The organism is Arthrobacter sp. NyZ413, assembly GCF_049390645.1.
Taxonomy (GTDB): domain Bacteria; phylum Actinomycetota; class Actinomycetes; order Actinomycetales; family Micrococcaceae; genus Arthrobacter.
In genome coordinates, this window is record NZ_CP155434.1 from 3,654,361 (window position 1) to 3,677,777 (window position 23,417).

The 23,417-nt window shown below is 63.9% G+C and carries 21 protein-coding genes and 1 pseudogene; 6 read left to right on the forward strand and 16 right to left on the reverse strand.

Annotation, left to right across the window (positions count from 1 at the left end; all coding sequences use genetic code 11):
- Positions 1-106 precede the first annotated feature (106 nt).
- The gene (locus tag ABCW42_RS17080; RefSeq protein ID WP_423182305.1) at positions 107-685 is read left to right on the forward strand and encodes a hypothetical protein; all 579 of its coding nucleotides are present in this window, start codon (positions 107-109) and stop codon (positions 683-685) included.
- 1 nt (position 686) lies between these two features.
- Here the strand turns inward: ABCW42_RS17080 and ABCW42_RS17085 are convergent, their stop codons facing one another.
- The gene (locus ABCW42_RS17085; protein ID WP_423182306.1) at positions 687-1,898 is read right to left on the reverse strand and encodes an acetoin utilization protein AcuC; all 1,212 of its coding nucleotides are present in this window, start codon (positions 1,896-1,898) and stop codon (positions 687-689) included.
- A 111-nt stretch (positions 1,899-2,009) separates the two neighbouring features.
- Here ABCW42_RS17085 and ABCW42_RS17090 point away from each other — a divergent pair, with 111 nt between their 5' ends.
- On the forward strand, positions 2,010-3,440 hold the full coding sequence (locus ABCW42_RS17090) for a TrkH family potassium uptake protein (protein WP_423182307.1): 1,431 nt from the start codon (positions 2,010-2,012) through the stop codon (positions 3,438-3,440).
- 40 nt (positions 3,441-3,480) lie between these two features.
- Positions 3,481-4,119 (forward strand): potassium channel family protein, encoded by a 639-nt coding sequence (locus tag ABCW42_RS17095; protein WP_423184936.1) that lies wholly within the window; start codon positions 3,481-3,483, stop codon positions 4,117-4,119.
- A gap of 13 nt (positions 4,120-4,132) precedes the next feature.
- Here the strand turns inward: ABCW42_RS17095 and proC are convergent, their stop codons facing one another.
- The 7 genes from proC to ABCW42_RS17130 all read right to left on the reverse strand — a co-directional run bounded on the left by proC (position 4,133) and on the right by ABCW42_RS17130 (position 12,947).
- Positions 4,133-4,963 (reverse strand): pyrroline-5-carboxylate reductase, encoded by an 831-nt coding sequence (gene proC / locus ABCW42_RS17100; protein WP_423182308.1) that lies wholly within the window; start codon positions 4,961-4,963, stop codon positions 4,133-4,135.
- 277 nt (positions 4,964-5,240) lie between these two features.
- Positions 5,241-6,077 (reverse strand): sugar phosphate isomerase/epimerase family protein, encoded by an 837-nt coding sequence (locus ABCW42_RS17105; RefSeq protein ID WP_423182309.1) that lies wholly within the window; start codon positions 6,075-6,077, stop codon positions 5,241-5,243.
- A 1-nt stretch (position 6,078) separates the two neighbouring features.
- Positions 6,079-7,146, reverse strand: a complete 1,068-nt coding sequence (locus tag ABCW42_RS17110) for a Ppx/GppA phosphatase family protein (protein ID WP_423182310.1) — start codon at positions 7,144-7,146, stop codon at positions 6,079-6,081.
- A 70-nt stretch (positions 7,147-7,216) separates the two neighbouring features.
- Entirely contained in the window at positions 7,217-7,681 is a 465-nt protein-coding gene (locus tag ABCW42_RS17115) for an SseB family protein (protein WP_423182311.1), read from the reverse strand.
- Between the two features lie 109 nt (positions 7,682-7,790).
- A complete protein-coding gene (gene topA, locus ABCW42_RS17120; RefSeq protein ID WP_423182312.1) occupies positions 7,791-10,514 on the reverse strand; it encodes a type I DNA topoisomerase in 2,724 nt (907 codons plus the stop codon).
- Positions 10,515-10,600: 86 nt separating this feature from the next.
- On the reverse strand, positions 10,601-11,230 hold the full coding sequence (locus ABCW42_RS17125) for an ArsR/SmtB family transcription factor (RefSeq protein ID WP_423182313.1): 630 nt from the start codon (positions 11,228-11,230) through the stop codon (positions 10,601-10,603).
- 16 nt (positions 11,231-11,246) lie between these two features.
- Positions 11,247-12,947 carry a DUF7059 domain-containing protein gene (locus ABCW42_RS17130; protein WP_423182314.1) on the reverse strand — a complete coding sequence of 567 codons (1,701 nt, stop codon included), beginning with the start codon at positions 12,945-12,947 and terminating at the stop codon, positions 11,247-11,249.
- Between the two features lie 313 nt (positions 12,948-13,260).
- Here ABCW42_RS17130 and ABCW42_RS17135 point away from each other — a divergent pair, with 313 nt between their 5' ends.
- Positions 13,261-13,506, forward strand: coding sequence for a hypothetical protein (locus tag ABCW42_RS17135; RefSeq protein ID WP_423182315.1), 246 nt, complete (start codon positions 13,261-13,263; stop codon positions 13,504-13,506).
- Between the two features lie 12 nt (positions 13,507-13,518).
- Here the strand turns inward: ABCW42_RS17135 and ABCW42_RS17140 are convergent, their stop codons facing one another.
- The gene (locus tag ABCW42_RS17140; RefSeq protein ID WP_423182316.1) at positions 13,519-14,412 is read right to left on the reverse strand and encodes a rhodanese-related sulfurtransferase; all 894 of its coding nucleotides are present in this window, start codon (positions 14,410-14,412) and stop codon (positions 13,519-13,521) included.
- 123 nt (positions 14,413-14,535) lie between these two features.
- Here ABCW42_RS17140 and ABCW42_RS17145 point away from each other — a divergent pair, with 123 nt between their 5' ends.
- Positions 14,536-15,231: a GNAT family N-acetyltransferase gene (locus ABCW42_RS17145; protein WP_423182317.1), complete on the forward strand. Its 696-nt coding sequence runs from the start codon at positions 14,536-14,538 to the stop codon at positions 15,229-15,231.
- A 102-nt stretch (positions 15,232-15,333) separates the two neighbouring features.
- Complete coding sequence (locus tag ABCW42_RS17150; RefSeq protein WP_423184937.1) at positions 15,334-17,658, forward strand: DEAD/DEAH box helicase; 2,325 nt, start codon at positions 15,334-15,336, stop codon at positions 17,656-17,658.
- A 163-nt stretch (positions 17,659-17,821) separates the two neighbouring features.
- Here ABCW42_RS17150 and ABCW42_RS17155 read toward each other — a convergent pair whose 3' ends face one another.
- The 7 genes and pseudogenes from ABCW42_RS17155 to ssd all read right to left on the reverse strand — a co-directional run bounded on the left by ABCW42_RS17155 (position 17,822) and on the right by ssd (position 23,243).
- Positions 17,822-18,211 carry an Rv3654c family TadE-like protein gene (locus tag ABCW42_RS17155; RefSeq protein ID WP_423182318.1) on the reverse strand — a complete coding sequence of 130 codons (390 nt, stop codon included), beginning with the start codon at positions 18,209-18,211 and terminating at the stop codon, positions 17,822-17,824.
- Positions 18,208-18,792: a TadE family type IV pilus minor pilin gene (locus tag ABCW42_RS17160; RefSeq protein WP_423182319.1), complete on the reverse strand. Its 585-nt coding sequence runs from the start codon at positions 18,790-18,792 to the stop codon at positions 18,208-18,210. Before ABCW42_RS17160 ends, ABCW42_RS17155 begins: the two co-directional genes overlap by 4 nt.
- Positions 18,793-18,881: 89 nt before the next feature.
- Positions 18,882-19,040 (reverse strand): annotated as a pseudogene (locus tag ABCW42_RS17165) (DUF4244 domain-containing protein); the annotation flags it as partial.
- 501 nt (positions 19,041-19,541) lie between these two features.
- The gene (locus ABCW42_RS17170; RefSeq protein ID WP_423182320.1) at positions 19,542-20,174 is read right to left on the reverse strand and encodes a type II secretion system F family protein; all 633 of its coding nucleotides are present in this window, start codon (positions 20,172-20,174) and stop codon (positions 19,542-19,544) included.
- Positions 20,174-20,938, reverse strand: coding sequence for a type II secretion system F family protein (locus ABCW42_RS17175; protein WP_423182321.1), 765 nt, complete (start codon positions 20,936-20,938; stop codon positions 20,174-20,176). Before ABCW42_RS17175 ends, ABCW42_RS17170 begins: the two co-directional genes overlap by 1 nt.
- Positions 20,935-22,227 (reverse strand): TadA family conjugal transfer-associated ATPase, encoded by a 1,293-nt coding sequence (locus tag ABCW42_RS17180; protein ID WP_423182322.1) that lies wholly within the window; start codon positions 22,225-22,227, stop codon positions 20,935-20,937. Before ABCW42_RS17180 ends, ABCW42_RS17175 begins: the two co-directional genes overlap by 4 nt.
- Positions 22,224-23,243, reverse strand: coding sequence for a septum site-determining protein Ssd (gene ssd / locus ABCW42_RS17185; RefSeq protein ID WP_423182323.1), 1,020 nt, complete (start codon positions 23,241-23,243; stop codon positions 22,224-22,226). Before ssd ends, ABCW42_RS17180 begins: the two co-directional genes overlap by 4 nt.
- Positions 23,244-23,417 lie beyond the last annotated feature (174 nt).

Below are 23,417 nucleotides of genomic sequence, written 5' to 3' on the forward strand. Positions count from 1 at the left end.
GCTCGCTGCCCGGTGCTAGAACGAATGCACGCCCCCCTCCTCAAGCGGCGGGCCGCCAGGCGAAGGCCCTGGACAGCTTGCCTTGGACAGCACGGAACGGGATGCCATGACCGATTATTTCCGCCGGCAATTGTTCAACGTGATTGCCGCTGTATTCCTGCTTCTTTTCGTGGCCGTCTGGATCGCCGTTCTTTTCCGTGTCCTCACTTGGATACCGGAAGGAGACGCCACCGCACCCAGCCTCAACGGCGCCCTGGTCACAGCGGCCGGCGTCCTGGCGACCTCACTCAGTTCCCTGACGGCTTCGGCTTTGGGCTTCACCATTTCCGAAGTGCGCCGGGACCGGGCAGCCGAACCCGGCCCGACCCAGGCCGCGGGAGCCCCGACCGCGGGAGCCCAAACCTCGGGATCCCCGACCCCAAGGCCCCAAGCAGCGGGCGCCCAAGCCCCGGGGCCCCTAGCCCCGGGCGAGGCTTCGTACCCGAGCGAAGTTGCGGAGCGGCTGTCCGGGCGGATCATCGCGGCGATCATGGTCTACATGGTCATCGGCCTGTTGGTCCTGGTGATCTGGCTCTTCAAAGGCACGGCATCAACGGACCTCATCGGCGCGTTCGCGCTGTCCTTGCTTGGCTGGCTCGTTGGTGCGGCCGGCGTCGTATTCCAATCGGAGAAACCGAGCCAATGAGCTAGTCGAACCACGGATCGAGCCCGTAATACGGGAAGATTTCCTTTCGGGTGGCGATGACCGTGCGGTCCACGGCGTCGGCGGGGTCGTACCCGACTTCCCACGAACGCCACCACGTATCCACGCCATCGCCCATCAACTCGGGCGCCGATTCCCCGTACCGCTCACGGACATAGCTCCGGAATTCCTGCGGTACCGGGGCGGACAACTGTACGGGACGCTGGGCGACGATGCCGATCAGGTGGCTCCACGTCCGCGGCACCACTCCGGTGATGTCGTAACCGCCTCCCCCGGTGGCGATCCAGCGGTTCCCGCAGAACCTGGCAGCCAGGCCCGCGACGGCGTTGGCGGCTTCGCGCTGACCGTCCACGCTGAGGTTGAGGTGCGTGAGGGGATCCAGCTTGTGGGAGTCGCAACCGTGCTGGCTCACGATCACCTCGGGTTCGAAGGCCTGCACGAGCTGTGGCACCACCGCATGGAACGCACGCAGCCACCCCGCGTCACCGGTCCACGCAGGCAGTGCCACGTTCACGGCTGTACCCAGGGCGTCCGGACCTCCGGTCTCGTTGGCGAAGCCCGTTCCGGGAAACAGCGAGATCCCGCTTTCATGCAGGGAAATGGTCAAGACCCTGGGGTCGTTCCAGAAAATGCTCTGGGTGCCGTCGCCATGGTGGGCGTCCACGTCGATGTACGCGACTCTCGCGACGCCGCCGTCGAGCAGCCTCTGGACGGCGAGGGCGGCGTCGTTATAAATGCAGAAGCCGCTGGCCCGGTCACGCGCGGCATGATGCAGGCCGCCGCCGAAATTGACTGCTCTCACGGCCATCCCGGACAGGACCGCTTCGGCGGCCAGCAGCGAACCGCCCGCGAGCCGGGCACTGGCCTCGTGCATTCCCGCGAATGCGGGGTCGTCCTCGGTGCCCAGCCCGCGGTCCGGATCCGGCGTCGCGGGGTCCGCACTGACGCGCCGCACCGCGGCAACGTATTCGGCGCTGTGCACGGCCTGGAGTTCGACGTCGGACGCGAGGCTTGGTGCCTCAACGGACACATGTGCCAAATCGAACAGTCCGAGCGCCTTTGCGAGCCTCGCGGTCAGTTCGAGGCGCTCGGGGGCCATGGGGTGCGAAGGCCCGAAATTATAGGCAGTCATGGCGGGATCCCACGCAACCGTCGTTGGCAGCGCGGACGGATGGAGGCCGGACCGGGAAGTCATCAATGACAGGCTACCCGAGCGACAAGGGCTGTCGGCCCCGTCCCGGCTGTACTTTAGTGGTTTACTACTCAAGAAAGCAGAATCAATCGACCAGAAGCGAACAGCACTGCCATGACTCAGAGCCAGTCGAGGTCCGCGGGCCCGGCCAGCTGGCAATCCGTCCAGCCGGAACGGGGAGGCCTGTGGATCTTCACGGGCATCCGTGACTTCATCGACAACATCGCCAACTCCTCACCGGCGCGCCTGGCGCTTACGGCGTTCGGCCTCGCGATCTTCCTGTTCACTGGATTGCTCTCGCTTCCCGCGGCCTCGGTGGACGGATCAGTCACACCGCTCCACCAAGCCTTGTTCACCGCCGTCTCGTCGGTGTGCGTCACCGGCCTGACGGTAGTTTCGACGGCGGCCCACTGGACGTTCTTCGGCCAACTCGTCATCCTCGTGGGCATCTTCGTGGGCGGTTTGGGAACCCTGACCCTCGCCTCGATCCTGGCGCTCATGGTCAGCAAGCGGCTCGGCGTCCGGGGCAAGCTCATCGCCCAGGAAGCCATGAATGCCGGCCGGCTCGGCGAAGTGGGTACCCTGCTCCGCATCGTCATCACAACATCCGTGGTGATCGAAGCCATCCTCGCCCTGGCCCTGATACCGCGGTTCATCACCCTGGGCGAAAACTTCTGGCTTGCCGTCTGGCACGGCGTCTTCTACTCGATTTCCTCGTTCAACAACGCCGGATTCACCCCGCACTCCGACGGAATCGTGCCCTACGAGACAGACCTGTGGATCCTCGTCCCCCTCATGGTCGGCGTGTTCCTGGGAAGCCTGGGCTTCCCCGTCGTGCTCGTGCTGCGGCAGAACGGCCTGAACTGGAAAAAGTGGAACCTGCACGCCAAGCTGACCATCCAGGTTTCCCTGATCCTCCTGGTTGCCGGCGCTGCCCTCTGGGGCCTGATGGAGTGGGACAACACCCGCACCATTGCCAACATGAGCCTTGGCGACAAGATCACCCATTCCATCTTCGCCTCTGTCATGACGCGGTCCGGCGGCTTCAACCTGGTTGACCAAGGCCACATGGAACCCACCACCAGGCTCCTGTCCGACGCCTTGATGTTCGCCGGCGGCGGTTCGGCGTCGACGGCGGGCGGCATCAAGGTGACAACGGTAGCCGTCATGTTCCTCGCCATCGCGGCCGAGGCCCGGGGTGACTCCGACGTGAAGGTCTACGGGCGCACCATCCCCCAAGGCACCATGCGGGTGGCGATCTCCGTGATCGTTGCCGGCGCAACGCTTGTTGCCGTTTCGGCCCTCCTGCTCCTCCAGATCAGCGGCGCTTCCCTTGACCGGGTCCTGTTCGAAACCATTTCCGCCTTCGCCACGGTCGGCCTCAGCACGAACCTCAGTGCCGAGCTACCGCCGTCGGGCGTTTATGTCCTCGCGGTCCTCATGTTCGCGGGCCGCATCGGCACCATCACCCTCGCATCCGCCTTGGCCCTCCGCCAACGCAGCCAGCTCTATCACTACCCCGAAGAAAGGCCGATCATTGGCTAACACATCAGGCGCCCCCAACCGGCCGGCGCACAACGCGCCCGTGCTGGTCATCGGCCTGGGCCGCTTCGGTTCAGCCACCGCGGAACAGCTCGTGAAGCAGGGCCGCGAAGTCCTGGCGATCGAACGCGACCGGAGCCTGGTCCAGACCTGGGCATCCGTCCTGACTCACGTCGTGGAAGCGGATGCCACGAACATCGACGCACTCCGCCAGTTGGGCGCCCAGGAATTCAGCTCCGCCGTGGTGGGCGTGGGAACATCGATCGAGTCCTCGGTGCTGATCACGGTGAACCTCGTGGACCTGGGGATCGAGCACCTCTGGGTCAAGGCGATCACGCCTTCGCACGGAAAGATCCTCACCCGGATCGGCGCCAACCACGTCATCTACCCCGAGGCCGACGCCGGCGTTCGCGCCGCCCACCTCGTGTCCGGACGCATGCTGGACTTCATCGAGTTCGACGACGACTTCGCCATCGTGAAAATGTACCCGCCCAAGGAGACTGTGGGCTTCACCTTGGACGAATCCAAGGTCCGGTCCAAGTATGGTGTGACGATCGTGGGCGTGAAGTCCCCTGGTGAGGACTTCACGTATGCCCGGCCCGAGACGAAGGTCTCCGGCCGCGACATGCTGATCGTGTCCGGCCACGTGGACCTGCTGGAGCGCTTCGCGGCGCGGCCGTAGCCCGCCAGGCGGGCTAGCCCAGTTGCCGGGTGATTTCCGCGGCCCGGGCCGCTGCCGCGCGGGCGCCATCGGCGATGATCGAAGGGATGCCGCCTTCGTTGAAGGCCGCGATGGCACGCTCGGTGGTGCCGTTCGGACTCGTCACGGCAATGCGGAGGGCTGTGGGGTCCGCCCCCGGCTCGGCGAGCATGAAACCGGCACCTGCCACCGTCTCGCGCGAAATCTTGAGGGAAAGATCCGGATCCAAGCCGAGTTCGACGCCGGCAGCCGCCATGGCCTCGGCGAGGTAGAACGCGTAGGCGGGGCCGGAACCGCTGATGGCGGACAAGGCATCCACTTGTTCTTCCGGGATCTCCACGACAGTGCCTGCTGCCGCGAGGATGTCCTTCGCCTGCTGGAGTTGTGCATCCGTGCAATTGGTTCCAGGAGAGACCGAGACCACGCCGCGGCCAAGCTTGGCAGGGGTGTTGGGCATGGTGCGGATAACGGGCTGCCCCTCCGGCAAGGCCGCCTCCAACTGGGCAATGGACACGGCTGCGGCAACACTGATCACGATGGTGTTCTGGCTAAGAACCGGGGAAATCTCGCGCGCGAGGTCGGCGATTCCCACAGGCTTGACGCCGAGGATGACAATGGACGCACCCTTGGTGGCAAGTTTGTTGTTGTCCGGTTCCTCGACGCCGGCGATGGCCATGACGCCGTGCCGTTCAGCCAGTTCGGCGGCCCGTTCAGCGCGGCGCACGGTGGCGACGACGTCCGAAGGATCCGTGCCGGCAGCGAGGAGGCCACCCAAAATGGCCTCGTTCATGGACCCACAGCCAAGGAATGCGATTCGGTTGCTCATGGCTCCATGATGCCAGTTCAACGCGGCCGCCGCAGTCGGACCAGGATTCCCAGCTTGTTCACAAGGTTATTGCAGCCTGCGCCCAACATTGATCCGTAATTTGGTTATTACCTCATTGAGGGTGCGAGTGATGAGGCGGGCATGGGGATGTCCGCCCACAAAGCACCGGTGTCGAACGGGTTTCCCCCCATTTTCCCGATTCGACACCGGTGCTTTCGCGTTTAACGCAAGCGTTCGACGGCGGCACGCGGCCGCCGTCGTCAGCTTGCTTGGGTACCTAAATCTCGAAGGCACCCACGAGCGGGGCGCCCAAATGCTGGCGCGCGAAACGGAGGGTCTCGGCAAGCCACTCTTCGCGCTCCCCCGCGGCCTTCGCCTTGCGCGTGGAGATCTCGGCCACCACGGCTCCCTCGAAGCCGCTCAGTGCCAAGTGTTGCAGGACCTCGGCGCACCGCTGGGTCCCGTAGCCCGGGATCAAGTGCTCGTCTTTGCCCGAGCCGGAGCCATCCGTGAGGTGCACGTGCCGGAGCTTGCTTCCCAGCGCACGGACCGCCTCAAGGCTGTTCGCCCCGGCAGTGGCGGCATGCGAGAAATCCCACGTGACGTCGTCGTAATCCTGCCCCACCGGATCCCAGTGCGGAAGGTAGGCGAGGGCCTCCCGGCCGCGCACGCGCCACGGGTACATGTTCTCGACGGCGATGTGCACTTGGTACATCGCGGCGATCTCGCGGACGCCGGCAGCGAAGTTCTCCGCGTAATTCGATTGCCAGCGGAACGGCGGATGGACCACTACCGTGTTGCAGCCGACCTCGCGGGCCATCTGGCAGGACATCTCGATCTTGTTCCACGCCGGACCCCAGACCTGCTGCGTGAGCAACAACGTGGGAGCGTGGATGGACACGATCTGCTGGTCGTACCGGTGGCTCAACTGGATGAGCGCATCCGGGTTTTGGCTGGTGGCGTTATTGGTCACCATCACTTCGACGCCGTCGTAGCCCAGGTCCTGGGCCACGGCAAAAGCGTCATGGACGCTGAGCGGATAGACAGAAGCGCTGGATAGCGCCACCGGGATGGTCGGTATGTCTTCTTGGGAGTGCTCGACGTCGGTGCTCATCTTAGTTGGCCTGCCTCCCTGCGGCGGGGATCGGGACGGACATGGCAGCTTCAGGGGCCGCCGCGCCGAGGTTGGCGCCCACGCGGGGCACCGGTACCGCGCCGCCGAGGCCGACGTGCGGGGCCGGTTCCAACGGGCCGTCGAAGATCAATTGGTCCAATCGGCGAAGGATCAAGCCTTCGCGCAAGGCCCACGGACAAATTTCCATGCTTGGGTGTTCGAACAGTTCCAATGCGGTTTCGGCCACCACGGATCCGGCGAAGACTTGTCTGGCGCGCGCGTCCGAGACTCCGGGAAGATACAAGCGGTCCTCCACAGTCATGGCCGACATCCGTTGCGCCCACAGCCCCAGGTCCGTGGCGTGGAGTTCGCGCTTGACGTACGGGCCGGCCGCGCTCGGTGCGGCACCGGCGATGCGCGCCAGCGAACGGAAGGACTTGGACGTTCCCGCCACCAAATTGGCCCGGCCCAATTGCTTGAACTCCCGCACCACCGGCTTGAGGGTTTGGCGGACGTACTTGCGCAATTCCTTGACGCTTTTGGCCGAGGGCGGATCGTCGGGCAGCCAGTCCCTGGTCAACCTGCTGGCCCCGAGCGGGACCGAGACGGCGAGCTCGGGAAGTTCGTCCTGGCCGAACGCCATTTCGAACGAACCGCCGCCAATGTCCAGGTTAAGGATCGGGCCGGCACCCCAGCCGTACCAACGCCGGACCGCAAAGAAGGTCATTGACGCCTCTTCGCTGCCGGTCAGTTCCTGCAGGGTGACGGTGGTCTCGTGCTTGACCCGGGCCAGGACCTCGGCTCCGTTGGTGGCTTCGCGGATGGCCGACGTACAAAACGCCAGGAGGTCCTCGGCCTTGTGGCGGGCCGCGAATTCCCATGCTTCGAGCACGAACTCGATCAACTCATGCTGGCCGGCGTCGTTGATATTGCCTTCAGGGTCGAGGAACTGGACCAGCGACAGGGGCCGCTTGTGGGAAGCAAACGCCACCGGGCGTGCGCCCGGGTGCGCATCCACCAAAAGCAAATGGACGGTGTTGGAACCGATGTCTAGGACGCCAAGACGCATTCTGCCATTATTCCCCGATTCGAAGCATGTGAAGCAAGTACGACTCCCGATTCGTGCTGCGGGTTGCCGGTTATTCCTGGGGGCCGTCGGCGGCGGTGTCCGTAGCGGACTCGGCGCCGGCTTCATCGGCGCGCTTGAAGTCGCGCCGGACTTTGGCGATGCCTTCCGGCCCCATTTCGAAGCCGTGCTGGCTGCCCGGGTTGATCACCAGGCCAAGCTGATCGCCGATGCTGTCCAGGATCGCCGCGCCACGGGTGCCGAGGACGTTCGGAGCAGCTTCGAGGAACTGCGCCTCAACCCGGCTCGGGTGGCTGAACACGGCAAGGACGGGCTCGTCGTCGGCGTTTGCCAGGATGAGCGGTTCAACGGCGGCATCCGGCGCATCCAAAGAGTCTGCGCTGAGGATATAGACCTCGTTGTTCAAGAAGGACAAGATGACGTCCACCGGGTTCGCTTCGGGGAGCCCGGCCTTGGCAAGTTGGGTTTCGAGGTCGTTCAACGGCTGCGATTCCTGGGCGGTTGGCTGTTCAGTCATGTTTCCACGAGATCACGTCTGCCACACCGGATGCAATTCGCGACACCTGAGTTTGTGTACAGCTAACACCCCCTAAACGCTCGTTTAAGGGGTGCCAGGTGTACACAAACTACTTCTTGGCGGGTGCCTTCTTGGCCGGCGCCTTGCGGGTGGCAGTGCGCTTGACAGGGCCCTTGGCACGCTTCTCGGCCAACAATTCGATGGCTTGCTCGCGGGTCAGTTCCTCCAAGGACGTTGCGCGCGGAACCGTGATGTTCGTGACGCCGTCGGTGATGTACGGACCGAAGCGGCCTTCCTTCACCACGATGTTCTTCTCCGACACAGGATCCGGCCCGAACTCAGCCAGAGGCGGAACGGCTGCACGGGCACCGCGCTGCTTCGGCTGGGAGTAGATCTCCAAGGCCTGTTCCAGGGTGATCGTGAAGATCTCCTCTTCCGTGGCGATCGAGCGCGAATCGGTGCCCTTCTTCAAGTAGGGACCGAAGCGTCCGTTCTGCACCGTAATCGGGTTGCCTTCGGCGTCCTCGCCCAGCACGCGCGGGAGGCTCATGAGCTGCAGGGCGTCGTCAAGCGTAATGGTGTCGACGGACATGGACTTGAACAACGAGCCGGTGCGTGGTTTGGCCTTGACGGGCTTCTTCGGCGGCTTGGGCTTGCCGTTCTTGTAATACTCCACCGGCAGGGCGGCCAGCTGTTCGTCGGTCATCTCAGGGATGATCTCGGTGACGTAGGCGCCATAGCGGCCGTTCTTCGCGACGACGGTGTGGCCGGTGTGCGGATCCACGCCCAGGACGCGTTCCTCGGGAGCTGCCGTTTCCATCAGCTCCACGGCTTTGGCGGCCGTGAGCTCGTCGGGCGCGAGGTCTTCCGGGACGTTGGCCCGCGCCGACTCAACCAGTTCACCGGTCTTGGGGTCGACGGTGGGAATGGAGCTTTCCAGGTATGGGCCGAACTTGCCGACGCGCAGCGTAATGCCCTCGGCGATCGGCACGGAGTTGATCTCGCGCGCATCGATCTCACCCAAGTTGTTGACGATGCTCAACAGGCCGGGATCGGCGTCTTCGCCGTAGTAGAAGTGCTTGAGCCACGCGGCGCCGATAGCCTGGCCGTTGGCGATCTTGTCCAGGTCGCCTTCCATGTCCGCCGTGAACTCGTAGTCCACGTAGTCATGGAAGTGCTGCTCGAGGAGCCGGATCACCGAGAAAGCGATCCAGCTTGGCACCAGCGCGGAGCCTTGCTTCCGGACGTAGCCGCGGTCCTGGATCGTCGAGATCGTCGAAGCGTACGTGGACGGGCGGCCAATCCCGCGTTTCTCCAGTTCCGCCGTGAGCGACGCTTCCGTGTACCGGGGCGGTGGTGAAGTTTCGTGTCCGACGGCGACAATCTCCGAAGCGGTCAGCGAATCGTCCTTTGCCACGTTGGGCAGGCGACGCGCCTCATCGGAGTCGTCGTCCCCGCGGCTTTCGTCCTTGCCCTCTTCATAGGCGGCGAGGAAGCCCGGGAAAGTAATGACGGTGCCCGAGGCCGAGAATTCGGCGTCGCGTCCATCGCTCGCCACAGCGCCCAGGCGGATGGTGGCGGTGGAGCCCTTGGCGTCGGCCATCTGCGAGGCGATGGTGCGTTTCCAGATCAATTCGTAGAGCCGGAAAGCATCGCCGCTGAGCTGGCTCGCCACCTGGGCGGGAGTACGGAACGAGTCACCGGCGGGACGGATGGCCTCGTGGGCTTCCTGCGCGTTGGCCGCCTTGTTCGCGTAAACCCGCGGGGACTGCGGCACGTACTCGGGGCCATACAGCTCCGCGGCCTGCCGCCGAGCTGCGGTGAGGGCTTCATCGCTCAGCGCCGACGAGTCGGTACGCATATAAGTGATGTAGCCGTTTTCATACAGGCGCTGGGCGATCTGCATGGTGCTCTTGGAGGAGAAGCGCAGCTTGCGGCCGGCTTCCTGCTGGAGCGTCGACGTCGTGAACGGCGCCGCCGGGCGGCGCGTGTACGGCTTGGTGTCCACCGAGCGGACGCGGAAGTCCGAGTTTTCCAGCCCGGCTGCCAACGACGTCGCGAGTTCCTCATTAAGGTGAACCACGTTCGAGGAGGTAAGGACGCCGTCGTCGTTGAAGTCACGGCCGGTGGCCACCTTGGCGCCGTCCACGGCAGCCAGTTTCGCTTTGAAGCTCGCGGATTCGGTGCCGAACTGGCCCGTCAAGTCCCAATAGGAAGCAGCCTTGAACGCCATGCGTTCGCGTTCGCGGTCCACCACCATGCGGGTCACCACGGACTGCACGCGTCCGGCCGAAAGGCCCCTGGCCACCTTGCGCCACAGGACGGGCGAGATCTCGTAACCGTAGAGGCGGTCCAGGATACGACGGGTTTCCTGGGCATCCACGAGAGCGCTGTCGACGTCGCGCAGGTTGCCCATGGCGCGGTGGATGGCTTCCTTCGTGATTTCGCCGAAGGTCATGCGGTAGACGGGAACCTTGGGCTTCAGGACCTCCAAGAGGTGCCACGCGATGGCTTCGCCCTCGCGGTCCCCATCTGTTGCGAGGTAAAGTTCGTCGGCGTCCTTCAGCTGGGCCTTGAGTTCGGCAACCTTTTTCTTCTTGTCCGGGGACACCACGTAATACGGCTTGAAATCGTTTTCGATGTCCACGGCGAACTTGCCCACCGAGGTCTTCTTCAGTTCTGCAGGAAGGTCCGAGGGCTGCGGGAGATCGCGGATATGACCGATCGAGGCCTCGACAATGAAGCCTTCGCCAAGGTACTTGGCAATGGTCTTGCTCTTGGCCGGAGACTCCACGATCACGAGTTTCTTGCCGGTTTTTGCCTTGCTGGGCACGGTGCTCCTACAGAAAAAAGAAATGCTTGGGCTGGTGCCCATACTGGCCTAGTTCACCATATTTTGCAGAATCGTGCTCTTGGGGACTAGCTGGTGGTGGGCGTCCGATCATCCGGAATCATCGACCACATAGTAGCGATCCGCACAGCGCCGTCAGGAATCCGGGTGGGATCTTCGAGCTCGTATGACCTGATGAGATCTTGGAATTTTGCCTTGAGGTCCGCCCTCTGGTCCGGGGTCAGGTACAGCAAATCGCTCGACAGGACCATGGCGGCCGCTTCGTTCGCGGCTTCGCCGCGCTGCCGCCGCTCGCCGCGGGCCCGGGTGAACGCCGTCGCCCTCCGACGGAAGGCGTCCAGTTCGAGTTCGACGACGGCGATCTCCGGGCTGGGCGCGTTGCCGCCGGACTTGATGGTGAAGTCCGAACCTGCGGCCTTCCAACGCCTTTCGCGTGCGTCGCCTTCATTGTCCGCCGCGGTGACGATCCCCCACTTCTGCAGGGCCCGCAAGTGGTAGCTCATGGCGCTCGGGGTGAGGCCCGTCTGGGCTGCCAGCTCAGTGGCCGTGCGGCTGAGTTGCGTGGAGTAGAGCTCGGTAATGACCTCGAGCCGTGCCGCATGGGCAAGCGCACGGATGGCTTTGGGGTCGGTGATCTCCACCGTCTTCCCGGGCCGTCGCCGGCGTTTCGGGGTGGCCAGCCCGTTTGATTCGTTCACTGGATCAGCTTATCCGTCAGTCGGCGTCCGTTACCTCGGGCAACAGGAAACCGTCCCGAACCAGGTTGGCTACGTCTGAAAGCAGCCCGGCGCGGAAAACGTCGTCGTCGAAATCGTCCCCGCCACCCAGCAACGCGGACAAGGCGCCGATCAGCTGCCCAACCGACAACTCGCCGTCGCACGCTGATACGAAACCGGCCAGCTCGGTGCTCAGCAGGTTCGTCCGGCGCAGTCCCGCGCCTTGGCGCAGCAGGATGACGCCGGGATGTTCGGCGCCCGGGCGCTGGTGGCGTTCCTCGGTGACGTCGTCGGCCACCACCAAATGGGCCTCGACGAGATCGTGGGCGTCCAGCCAATCGGCGCGCTCGATCGCCCCGGCAAGGTGCGGACCGATCGGTTGCTCGATCGGGTAGGTGATCTCCTCGAAACGCGTCGACCCCTCCCTTGAATCGTCCGCATCGTCCGCCGGCCGGCGCAGCCAGATCATGCCAAAACCGACAGCCTCGACGTCTCGCGACGCGAAATCACTCAAGTACGCTCCGTACGCATGCCGGTACAGCTCGCGGTCGCGGCCCTCCGAAGCGTCCTGCAGCCACGTCTCGGCGTAAAACTCAGGGCTCACCTGTTCCCGCTGGATGAACCAAGCGTCGGTGCGGGACTGGCCGGTGCGCGACTGGGCGAGCCAGGACGCCGGCCGCTCGCTCCATGCACTGCCCGCTCGAACTTCCCAATTTCCGAGCATCTGCGCAGTGCCTCCCGGCGCAAGCACGTCAGGCAAGGTACGGACCAGCTGGGCGACGATCTCATCACCCGGCAGTCCGCCGTCGCGATAGGTGAACTGATCCGACGCTTTCTCGCCCTCCGTCCGTGGAGTGATGACGAACGGCGGATTGGACACCACCAGATCGAACGTCTCACCCGCCACCGGCTCCAGAAGTGAGCCCAGCCTGAGGCTCACGCGGGATTCGAGGTCCGTTGGATCGAGGCGCAGGGCATCCGCGTTGAGCAACAAGTTGAAGCGGGTGAACGCGAGGGCGCGCTCGGAAATGTCCGTCGCCGTCACGTGCTCGCTGTGATGGAGGAGATGGAAAGCCTGGATTCCACAGCCGGTCCCGAGGTCCAGCGCACGCTTCGACGGCCTTCGAATGGTGGTTTGCACGAGTGTGGTGGACGCCTGCCCGATGCCGAGGACGTGGTCGTGCCGGAGCACGCCGGGCTGCTGGTGCGCGGCCAAGTCGCTCGCGACCCACAGTTCGACCCCTTCTGCTTCGTCGTCTTCCGGGACCCCGCCCCAACCGTAGGGGCGCAGGTCCACTTTGGCGGCGACAGCACCGCCGTCGTTCCTCACCGCCAGGCCGAGCTCGACGAGTCCCGCCGTACGGGTCCGCGGCAAAGCGGCGTCGACGTCGCCATCGCTTTGCGGGACGGCTAGGAGCCACAAGCGCACGACGACGGCGAGCGCGGCTTTCGCCCGGTCCGTCGCCGCGCCGGGGGTGAAGTTGTGCGGTTCGGTGGCGATCAATGCCGGGATGATCTGGTCCCTGGCCAGCGCGGCGTTCGCGGACTCCCCGAGCAGTTCAGCGACTCCGTCCAAGGTGTACCCGACATTCCGCAGGTCGTCCGCAAGCGCACTGAGCAGTTCGGGGAGGTCGCTGCGGGGCGCATCGACGGCGGCGGGAGTATTTCCCGGGATGGTGGGCGTTGCGGGTTCGGTCACTGTGCAAGTCTATGGTGCCGGTCCGACGGTATTAATGCGGGGACCGGCGATCAATGTGGGGACCGGCGCCACCGGCCGGCCGACGGCTCGGCGACCTGCTCCGAGCGGGTAGCGTTGAACCATGGCTTTTCACCTTTCCACTTGGCGCCGCGCTGCGCTGGTTGCTGTCGGCGCGGGATCTCTTGCGTTGACAGCATGCGCTCCGTCAGTTTCGGTCGACAACGCAGATATCCCCGCCTGGAAGGCGACAACCATCCCCTCCGCTCCAGGAGTCGTCTTTGAAGACTCGGGAAAAATCCCGAACCGTGATCCCGTGAGCAAGGAGGTGCCGAGCATCGCCGCCGGTACCTACACCTTGACTGTCGCATGCGATGGCGGCGGCAAGGCCTTCTTCGACGTGTCCGTTTCCGGCAAGCAATTGACCGAGGCCGGAGCTGCCTGCAACGGAAGCCGGGAAACAGCCCGGATCAAGATCGCCGCGGCCGGCCCGCTGAGCATCAGCGCGAGCAGCGTGGATGCCCCGCTGATCTACGCATACCAGCTGGTCCCTACTCCCTAGGGCAGGGCGGGCCTAAGCTGCGCAACCTTCAGGGCAGCGCAAGGTTTCAGGGCTCGACGCGCAATCAGCGCAGTACAGCGTGAGGTTGCGGCAGCTCGGGTTGGAGCAGTTCTCGAACTTGTTCGTGGGCGCTTGGCACCGGACGCAGGCGCCGATGGCCTTGGCGTCTTCGCTGAATTCCATGTGCATGCGCTTATCGAAGACATACAGGGACCCCTCCCACAGGCCTTGGTCCTTGTAGGTTTCGCCGTAGCGGACAATACCGCCGTCGAGCTGGTAAACCTCCTTGAACCCCCGGTTCACCATGAGGCTCGAGAGGACCTCGCAACGGATACCACCCGTGCAGTAGGTGACCACCGGCTGGTCCTTGAGGTCGTCGTACTTTCCGGAGTCGAGTTCCTTGATGAAGTCGTGAGTGGTGGCGACGTCAGGAACAATTGCGTCCTTGAACTTGCCGATCTGTGCTTCAAAGGCGTTACGGCCGTCGAAGAACTTGACCTCTTGACCGGCGGATTTCTTGGCCTCGAGGAGGTCATGCAGTTCGTTTGGCTTGAGGTGTTTTCCGCCACCGACCACGCCGTTTTCGTCTACCTTCAATTCACCGGGTGCACCGAAGGATACGATCTCGTCGCGGACCTTCACGCTGAGCCGCGGGAAGTCTTCGGCGCCGCCTTCGGACCATTTGAAATCAATGCCGTGGAAGCCTTTGTATTCCTTGGTGGTCTTTACGTATTGCTTGACCTTGTTAAGCTCGCCGCCCACTGTGGCATTGATGCCATCCCGGGAAATCAGGATTCTTCCGGTCAAACCCAGCTTCTCGCACAGGGCACGCTGCCAGAGCCGCACCGCGTCCGGGTCCGCGATCGGAGTAAAGCCGTAGAAGAGAACTATCCTGTTTAAAGCCACGAATCAAGGGTACTTGGTGGCTCCAAACCGGCATGTTGAACGGACGTTCGCCCCTCTAAGTGTTAATGGAGCTGTTACTGAGGCCCACTGTTGAATCCGAGACTGCTGGCATAGTCTCTCTACATGAGCCATGACGCCTTGGTTGAAGACATCACTCAGCTGTTGGACGTATGGGTTGCCGGCTGGGCCGGCTCCCGCGGTTACGAAACGCAAAGGGAAGGCCGCTTCCCTGCCGCGCTGCGCGCGGACAAGACAGGCGAATGGGAATACTTCGCCCACGACCCCTCGGAAGCCGAATTCGCTGCCTTGGCTGCGAAGACTGCCGAGGCGGAAAGCCGGATCCTGACCATCCTGACTAACGACGTTGCACGCTATACGGAACTGGCACGCCAACACCGACTTAACATCACCTCCGATTCCCAAACCATGATGATCGTGGACATGCGTACGCAAGATGCGGAAGACCCGTGGCTTTCGGACGATGACCTCAAGCTCAAGACGTCATCCAAGAAGGGCGTCCACTACGCGGTGGTACGTGCGGGAGATGAAGTAGCGGCCAGCGGCCAGGTATTCGTGGTCAAGCAGACAGCCGTGTTCGACAAGATCGTCACGGAGCCCAACTTCCAGCGCCGCGGCCTGGGAAGCTTCATCATGAAGGCCCTCGCCGCCAAGGCTTTTGAGCACGACGTCGAAAGCGGGCTCCTCCTTGCATCCTTGGACGGGCAGCACTTGTACTCGCACCTGGGGTGGAAAGACGTGAGCCAGGTCCTGATGATGTCCACCAAGCCGATCGAGGAAACCGACCTGTCCTTGGCCTAGGGCACACCTGCGTCGCCCTTAGAGGCTTGGCTTTGGCACTGCGCCGATGACCGTCGGTTTCGCGTGCGATGACAGAATGTTCTGGTGAACGCGACTGAATCCATGATCTCCCTGCTGGGCAACAGCCCGGACCCGGAGCAGTTGCGGCACGTCCACACCATCCCTGCACGGCAAGCGGTCCACGAAGCGTGGCCGGAGTGGGTTCACACGGACATCGTGGACGCCTACGGCAACCTGGGCATCCAGGAACCGTACCGTCACCAGATTGAAGCAGCCGACATCGCCCACTCAGGGCAGCACGTGGTTATCGCGACAGGCACAGCCTCCGGAAAGTCGCTCGCCTACCAGCTGCCCGCGATCGACGCGATCCACCGTTCGGAATTGCGGGTGCTGTCCGAACCGGGCAAGATCCACGACGACGGCGCGGTCACGCTCTACCTCTCCCCCACCAAGGCGCTTGCCGCCGACCAGTTGGCGGCGATCCGGGCTCTGAAGCTTCCTACCGTCCGGGCGGAAACTTACGACGGCGATACCGATCAGTCCCAGCGCCGTTGGATCCGTGATCACGCCAATTTCATCCTTGCCAATCCCGACATGCTGCACTTCGGAATACTGCCGAACCACGCGTGGTGGGCGCGGTTCTTCCGTCGGCTGCGGTATGTCATCGTGGACGAAGCACACAGCTACCGCGGGGTGTTCGGATCCCATGTGGCAAACCTGATGCGCCGCCTCCGGCGGATCTGTGCTTACTACGGAGCTGGAACCTCGTTTCCTGAGCCTGTATTTATCGCTGCTTCTGCGACAGCTTCAGATCCTGGCGCATCGTTTTCCCGGCTTATCGGTGCCCCCGCACGCGAAGTTTCCCAGGACTGCTCGCCGCACGGCTCCACCACCGTAGCCTTTTGGGAACCAGCCCTGACGGACCTCAAAGGCGAAAACGGGGCCAAATCCCGGCGGACGGCTGTAGCGGAGACGGCTGACCTCCTGGCAAACTTGGTCTCTTCCCGCGTGCGGACCATTGCGTTCATCAAGTCCAGGCGCGGCGCCGAGACGATTTCCTCAATTGCCAAGAGGCTCCTCGACGAAGTGGACCCCAGCCTCCCGCAGCGGATTGCAGCCTACCGTTCGGGTTATCTTCCCGAAGAACGGCGGGCACTCGAAAAGGCTTTGCGCTCGGGTCAACTGCTTGGCGTCTCCAGTACCTCCGCGTTGGAGTTGGGGATCGATATTTCGGGGCTCGACGCAGTTTTAGTGGCGGGCTGGCCCGGAACAAGGGCTTCCCTCTTCCAGCAGATCGGCCGCGCAGGCAGGGCCGGACAGGATGCCGTTGCGGCATTCGTCGCAAGCGACGACCCCTTGGACACATACCTTGTCAACCATCCGGAGGCGATCTTCGACGTATCGGTTGAGGCGACCGTCTTTGACCCGGGCAACCCGTATGTCCTTGGCCCGCATTTGTGCGCGGCGGCCGCCGAGCTCCCGATCGGTCCCGGCGAGCTTGAACTGTTCGGCCCCACAGCCGAGGGCATCCTGAACCAGCTGGTGGATCAGGGATATTTGCGGAAACGGCCAGCAGGCTGGTTTTGGACGCACCCGGAGAGCGCCGCCTCGATGGTGAACCTTCGTGCGGACGGCGGCGGCCCAGTAAGCATCGTTGACTCCGAAACAGGATCATTGCTTGGCACGATGGATTCTCCGCAGACGCACTACCAGGCGCACACGGGAGCCATCTACGTCCACCAAGGTGACAGCTACCTGGTTGAAGACCTGAACGAACAAGACCACTGTGTGATCGTCCGCAGAACCAATCCCGACTATTACACGACAGCGCGGGACGTAACCCAGATCGAGGTCCTGCAGACCCTCCGTTCCGTGGAATGGGGCGATGTCTCCGTCCACTTCGGAGAGGTGAAAGTAACAACACAGGTGGTCTCCTTTCAACGGAAGGCTTTGATATCGAATGAGGTCCTTGGAGAAGAGCCACTCGAACTGGGAGCGAGGGATCTGTTCACCAAGGCCGTGTGGTTCGTGGTCCACAACCGATCGCTGACAAACGCCGGTTTGGTCGAGGCACAATTCCCCGGCGCGCTCCATGCCGCCGAACACGCCGCCATCGGCCTCCTCCCCCTCGTGGCGTCAAGTGACCGCTGGGACATCGGCGGCGTCTCAACAGCACTCCACGCCGACACGGGAGTCCCCACGATCTTTGTATATGACGGCCACCCTGGCGGTGCTGGTTTTGCCGAGCGTGGGTTCGAGAAGGCCAAAGTATGGTTGACCGCCACAAGGGATGCGATCAAAGCCTGCGAATGCGACAACGGCTGCCCCTCCTGCGTTCAGTCCCCCAAATGCGGCAACAAGAACAACCCCTTGGACAAAGCCGCTGCTGTCACCCTGATCGATGTGCTGCTTCGGGACGCCATGTAGGAATCGGGCCCCGAGCCAGGTTCGGCGGCAGGTTGTGGGGACTCGGTATGGATGCGTGATCCGGATGGGCCGAGCCCCGCGAGCGGTGCATGACGGATGGAGCTCCGCCAATTCATCGTGGCTCTGCAGAACGGTATCGGTAGCCGCGAATGGTAGTCCCGGCCTAGGGCGGCGGGCCGGCCCGTGCACGGCCCGTAGCTGTTCCGACCATGCCCCGGTCCACGCGGGTTGTGACGTCCACAATCTCACCCCCGCTCACGGCGCAGTTCGCCAGCGACGCTCCGTGCCGCACCGCTGTTTCGCCGGCGGTAGTGCAAGGATCTCCGGCTGTCAGCCCGCGGGCGGCGTCAGCTCCGGCGAGAGCTGCTAGATCCGCGGCTGAGGCTGCGCGGTGGGCGACGATCGCAGCTTGGGCAAGCAGGAGAGCTGCTCCCATGCAAATCATGACCACAAGGCCCAAGGCGAGAGCCAAGACCGTGCCCGCCCCGACCTCCTGGCCGCGGGTGTGGGCAAGTTGGCCGCGAGAGTGGGCGCGGGCGATACCGGCCCTCACGCGGCACTCTCTTTGACGAGTGATTGGAGACCTGCGACGGGCCCTGGGCCATTGAAGTCAACAGCTCCGGCACCTTTACGAGACATAGAGCCTGCAGCCTCCTGCGGCATCTCGACTTTTGCCGACGCCACGGCAGAAAGCTTCCACGGAATAAGCGAGCCGAGCGGACCAGCCACTTTGGCGGAGACGGTGACTACGATCCATCCTCCGTCCTCCGCGACGATCGTCGAGGCCGCATCGCCCGCAAGCTTTCGGACAATGCCTTCCACAGCCGTACTTCCGTCCCCGCGGGCAAGTGCCCTAGCACCGGCTTTGGCTGCTTCCTCCAATCGAAGCTGCGTAATTCCCGCAGAAGAACCCGCCAAGAGCAGCGCCAGAAGGAGCAACACTGCCGGCAAGGTAACAGCGAACTCCGCGGTCACGGCCCCGAGGTCCGGCGTGGCGCGTGACTTGCGCCGCCGAACCAGGTTCCAGCGCGCGAGGCTCGGGCTATTCGGACTTCGCTTGGCTGCGAGCCACGTGAACTGGCGAGGCCACACATCTTGCGCTGCTCGTTCCACCGGATGTGCCGCTGATTTCACGGGTTGGTCCACTAGTGTCGCCGGCTGCCCAGCCAGTCTCACAGGGCGGGGCGCGACCGCGACCCAGTCCGCATGTCTGTTCGTTTGGGTCATGGCAACGAGAGCGCGCTACGAATGAGATTGAGGAGGAATCCACGTACTTCCTCGGAGCGAAGGATGACTACCAGGAGGCCGGCAAAGCCCACCGCGGCGAGGGTGGCGATGGCATATTCCGCCGTTGCCATTCCAAGCTCGGATCCTGTGAGGCGCTCCTTCTTTGGCTTCGGGCCCCTAGCCTTCCGATCCTGCGGCTTCCCGTTCTTCGACCCCCGTGAGCGGGCAGAGTCTCCGTGGAAGGCAGCGCCACCGGCGTCATCACCTGAATGAGAACCGCTGGGCGGCATCCCGTCGGTCATGTTCATAGGTTCCGGAAATAGCTCGTGAACCTGAGCAAGCGCGGGGCTGCCGGGTTCAGCGCTACCACGGCCGGGGCTGAGAGCCTCGCCACGGGCTTCCGGCCCCGTTTTTGTCCGATGAAGAAGAGGACGAGGACCTTGGAGTAGAGCATCCATTGTGCTGTTCATGTCAGTTCCTTTCGCTGGCTCCGGGCTTGGTTGCCGGGCGTACTTCGACTCTTCCGTTCTGGCTCGGCCTCCAAAAGGACCCAGCTTCCGTAAGTGGAAAACTCGTCATCGATGCGCTGTGTGGAGGACGACTCACGCTCCCGCAAGATGAGACCCCGGCACGTGAGCGGTCAACAAAAAGGGCGTCTACCCGTCCGGAAGCAATGCCAGGAGGACCGGAACCACGCCAAGACAAATGAATGCCGGCAAGGAACAGAGGCCAAGAGGGACAACAAGCTTCACTCCAAGGGCAGCAGCCCGCTTTTCCGCCGCCCTGAATTGTTCCCGGCGGAGGCGTGCTGCCTGGGCGTAGAGGATCGCCGACGAGGGCGCACCCGTCAGTGCAGCGAAAGTGAGCGCTTCCTTCAGTTTGCTTGCCTCCACGCTTTGTTGCGCGGAACTCCGCCATGCGGTCTCCCAGTCGGTTCCTATGTCCAGGGCGGATACGACTGCCCGGAGGGGACCGCCGACCTGTTTGGGCGCGCAGTGGGCAATCAAGTCGAGCGCACGTCCGAGGCTTGCCCCCGAATCGAGCATTGCGGCCACGAGTTCGAGCATCATGGGGACGTTTCGCAGCTCTCCCGAAGCAGCTGGCGACTCCCGGGCTTGACCCGGTCCCGGATGCCTGGAGTTCCCCGCTTCCAAACTGCGTCCCTCCGGCGGGGAGGCCAGTCTCCGGAGGGCCGTTCGGCGTCGGATCCTTCCGGGGTTTGCGGACACGAGAATTACCGCGGCAGCCAAGACAACGGACAGTCCAAAAGCGGCAGATACAGCATCCATTACCGACCACCTGCAGCTGCACGCACCAAACGCGAAGACCACACCCTGCCCGCTATAGTCAGGACGATCCCGCCCGCAAGGGCCGCCCACCCGACGCCGTTGGCCAGCAAAATGCTGAACGGGTCCACGCCTAGCAGCAGTCCGAGCGCAAGTCCGAAAATCGGCAACCAGGTCAACAAACGCACAGTGGCTTTGGGACCTGCGAGCGCTGTTTGGCGTGCGTCGTCGGCATCGTCCTCTGCTTCGAGTTGGGAGGCGAAACGCGTCAGGACATCCGCCAAGGGACAACCGCTCGCCTCAGCAACATCCAAGCACGCGGCGAGCTCCCCCCAAACCCTTCGATCCACCGGGCACGGCTGCAGAAGATCACCGCCGGCAGATGTCCTGATGGCTTCCGCAACGGATGTGCCCATCATGGATGCCGCCCTTGCTGCTGCGAGGACCTGGAGCGATCCCGGCCCCAGCGCGGCCGCTTCCGGTCCTCCTCCGCGCGTGCCGTGAGCCGGCTTCGCACCGTGCACCATCCACAATTCGTCCCACAGTTTCGACGCCGAGCGGCCGCCACGCAGCAATGCCGACAATTGCTGGACGAGCACTGTCAGCGGCAACGGTTCGACGCGGTCGCGCCTCCGGAACCCCATCGCTTGCGAACCTGCCTCGACAGCGGGCTGCAAGGCCCGCACAATTCTTATCCGGAGCTGGCCTGAAGGCAGGAAGGCCACCCACACCGCAGCGACAAGGGTGAGCGTGAGCAAGCCGGTCATGCAGCAGCCCCCAACGGGCCGCTGCGTGCACTCAAATCCTGCAGATCGCCTTCGCCATGATGCCCGGATCCGTGCGACCGGCTGGATGGTTCCGGCACCAACTCGGGATCGATCTCAAGGCGACTTGCAAGATCCCGCCATGCCGGACCTGCGACGGCAACATCGGAGCGCACTTCAACGGCGGGCACCACGGTTTGGTCCTTTGTGCCTTCGGCCAACAATCCAATGCAGGACACACGCCTGCCAGTTGGAGTCCGTTCCACGTGGACCACGGCGTCCAGCGCTGTTGAAATCTGCAGTCGGATAGCTTCCGGGCTGAGGCCGGCAAGTGCGCCCAAGGAAACAAGCCTTGCCGGGACGGCGGCCGCCGTGTTGGCGTGGATCGTCCCTCCGCCACCGGTATGGCCGGTATTGAGTGCGGTCAATAGCTCACGGACCTCGGCTCCACGGCATTCGCCGACAATCAGCCTGTCCGGACGCATCCGAAGCGCTTGCCGAACGAGCTCGCCGAGGTCGAGGATGCCACCGCCTTCAAGGTTCCCATGCCTGGATTCGAGGCAAACCACGTGGGGATGCACGGGATTCAGTTCCGCGGCGTCTTCTATCAAGACAAGCCGCTCTTTGGGATTACTCAATCCCAGGAGCGTGGACAAAAGTGTGGTCTTCCCAGAGCCCGTGGCACCGCTGATGAGGAAGCTCAGCCTCAGCCGGACCATGGATTCGAGAATCTGCTGCACCGGTGCCCCGAACATGCCGCTGACTCGAAGCTCGTCCATGGTGAACACCTCTTCACGCCGGATACGCACGGACAAGAGAGTTCCGGCCGTGGATATCGGCGGAAGCACCGCATGCACCCGGTAGCCGCCGTCGAGGCGGACATCGACGCAAGGCGAACCGTCGTCAAGCCGCCGACCACCTGCCGCGACCAGCCTGCCAGCGAGTGCCCGGACTTGGGATTCCCCCTCAAAATGGATGGGGGCGCGTTCCAGGCCCTGCCCCCGGTCGACCCACACGGAATCAGGACCGTTCACGAAGATGTCAGTCACCGCGACGTCCCGAACCAATTGTTGGAGCGGTCCCAGTCCGCTGAGTTCGGCGCTGATTGATTCCACGGCTGCAAGGGCGCCTGCGGTTCCGAGCAGGCGCCCGGTGGCATGGACCGCTTCGGCAACCCGCGACGGGGTAACCGGACGGGCATCGGACATGATTTCCTCCCTGACAGTCTCAAGGAGTGCGGCGTCCAGTTGCCGGGGACGGCGTCGGCGTCCCGGGAATCCCTGGCTGCTCATTTCGTTCCGTCGTCGAGCAGTTGGAGGACCGAAGCCGCAAAGCGACGCACTGCTTTGCGTTTCCCGAATTCGAGAAGTTGGCCAAGCTCGGCTGCCCTTGGGGCCCCTCGGAGTTCAGGGAGCACACCGAGGAGAGGCAGGCCCAGGGATTCAGCCACCAAGGTCCCGTCAAGGGCAGACTCGGCGTCCCCTCGAATGACCAAGGACAAATCCACCGGCGGCAGTTCGTGGAGGAGGCGTGCTGATGCGACAGCCGCGCGGAGTTGGGCACGGGCTACCACGAGGATCTTGTCGCAGTCCCACGCGAAACCGCCGATCGATTCGGTTCCACGGCCGATATCCACAATGACGAGCTCAAAGCCGCGCCTGGCTGAATCCAGCATTGCTGTGACGGCGTCGGGGTCCGCGTCGAGGGGACCGTCCCTGCTGCCTGGCCACGACAGGAAGGAAAAGCCACCGGCGACCGGCAAGGAATCGCTGAGCCTGGCGGAGCCGATGCTGCCGCTCGCACCGGCGAGGTCGGGCCAGCGCAGCCCGGGGACGTCTTCCGCAGCGAGGCAAAGCTCAAGGCCCCCGCCCCGTGCGTCGCCGTCCACGAGCAAAGTGCGGATCCCGTGAACTGCCGCTTCCTGTGCCAACCACACCGCAGCAGTGGAAGCCCCGGCTCCGCCACATCCTCCGACGACGCCGAGGACCAGGCCTCCCGGGTCAGGGGTTTGCGAGGCATTGAGGAACTCGGCCAGCCACGCCGAGGCATCCGGCAGTACAGCGACGCGTTCCGCGCCGGTGGACGCGGCTAATTGCCACAAGGAATCGCCTTCTCCGTTGAGGCCAAGCAGCACGGAAGGTGCACGACGACGCGGTGGAACCTCGAGGACATCGCTCCCCAGGAGAACCATGCGCGCGGAATCCCATGCCGGCAAGGCTTCGGAAGAGTCGGGAACCGTCCGGAGTCCCGTCCCGACCGCTGCCGCAACTCTTTCCGTCTCCGCTTTCAACCGGGGATTCGCAGTCACAAGCAAGACTTCACCGGAATCGACCGGGACCCAGGATTCCTCCGATCCGGCTTCCTGTCCACGACCGGGGGATCTGCTCCGACGCTTGCCGCGGTCATGGACCGGTGGCGTCCGGACTGACCTGTCCGCCCGCGGAGGCGAGGTTCCGTCGCGGCTATGCCGGGACCGGGATTC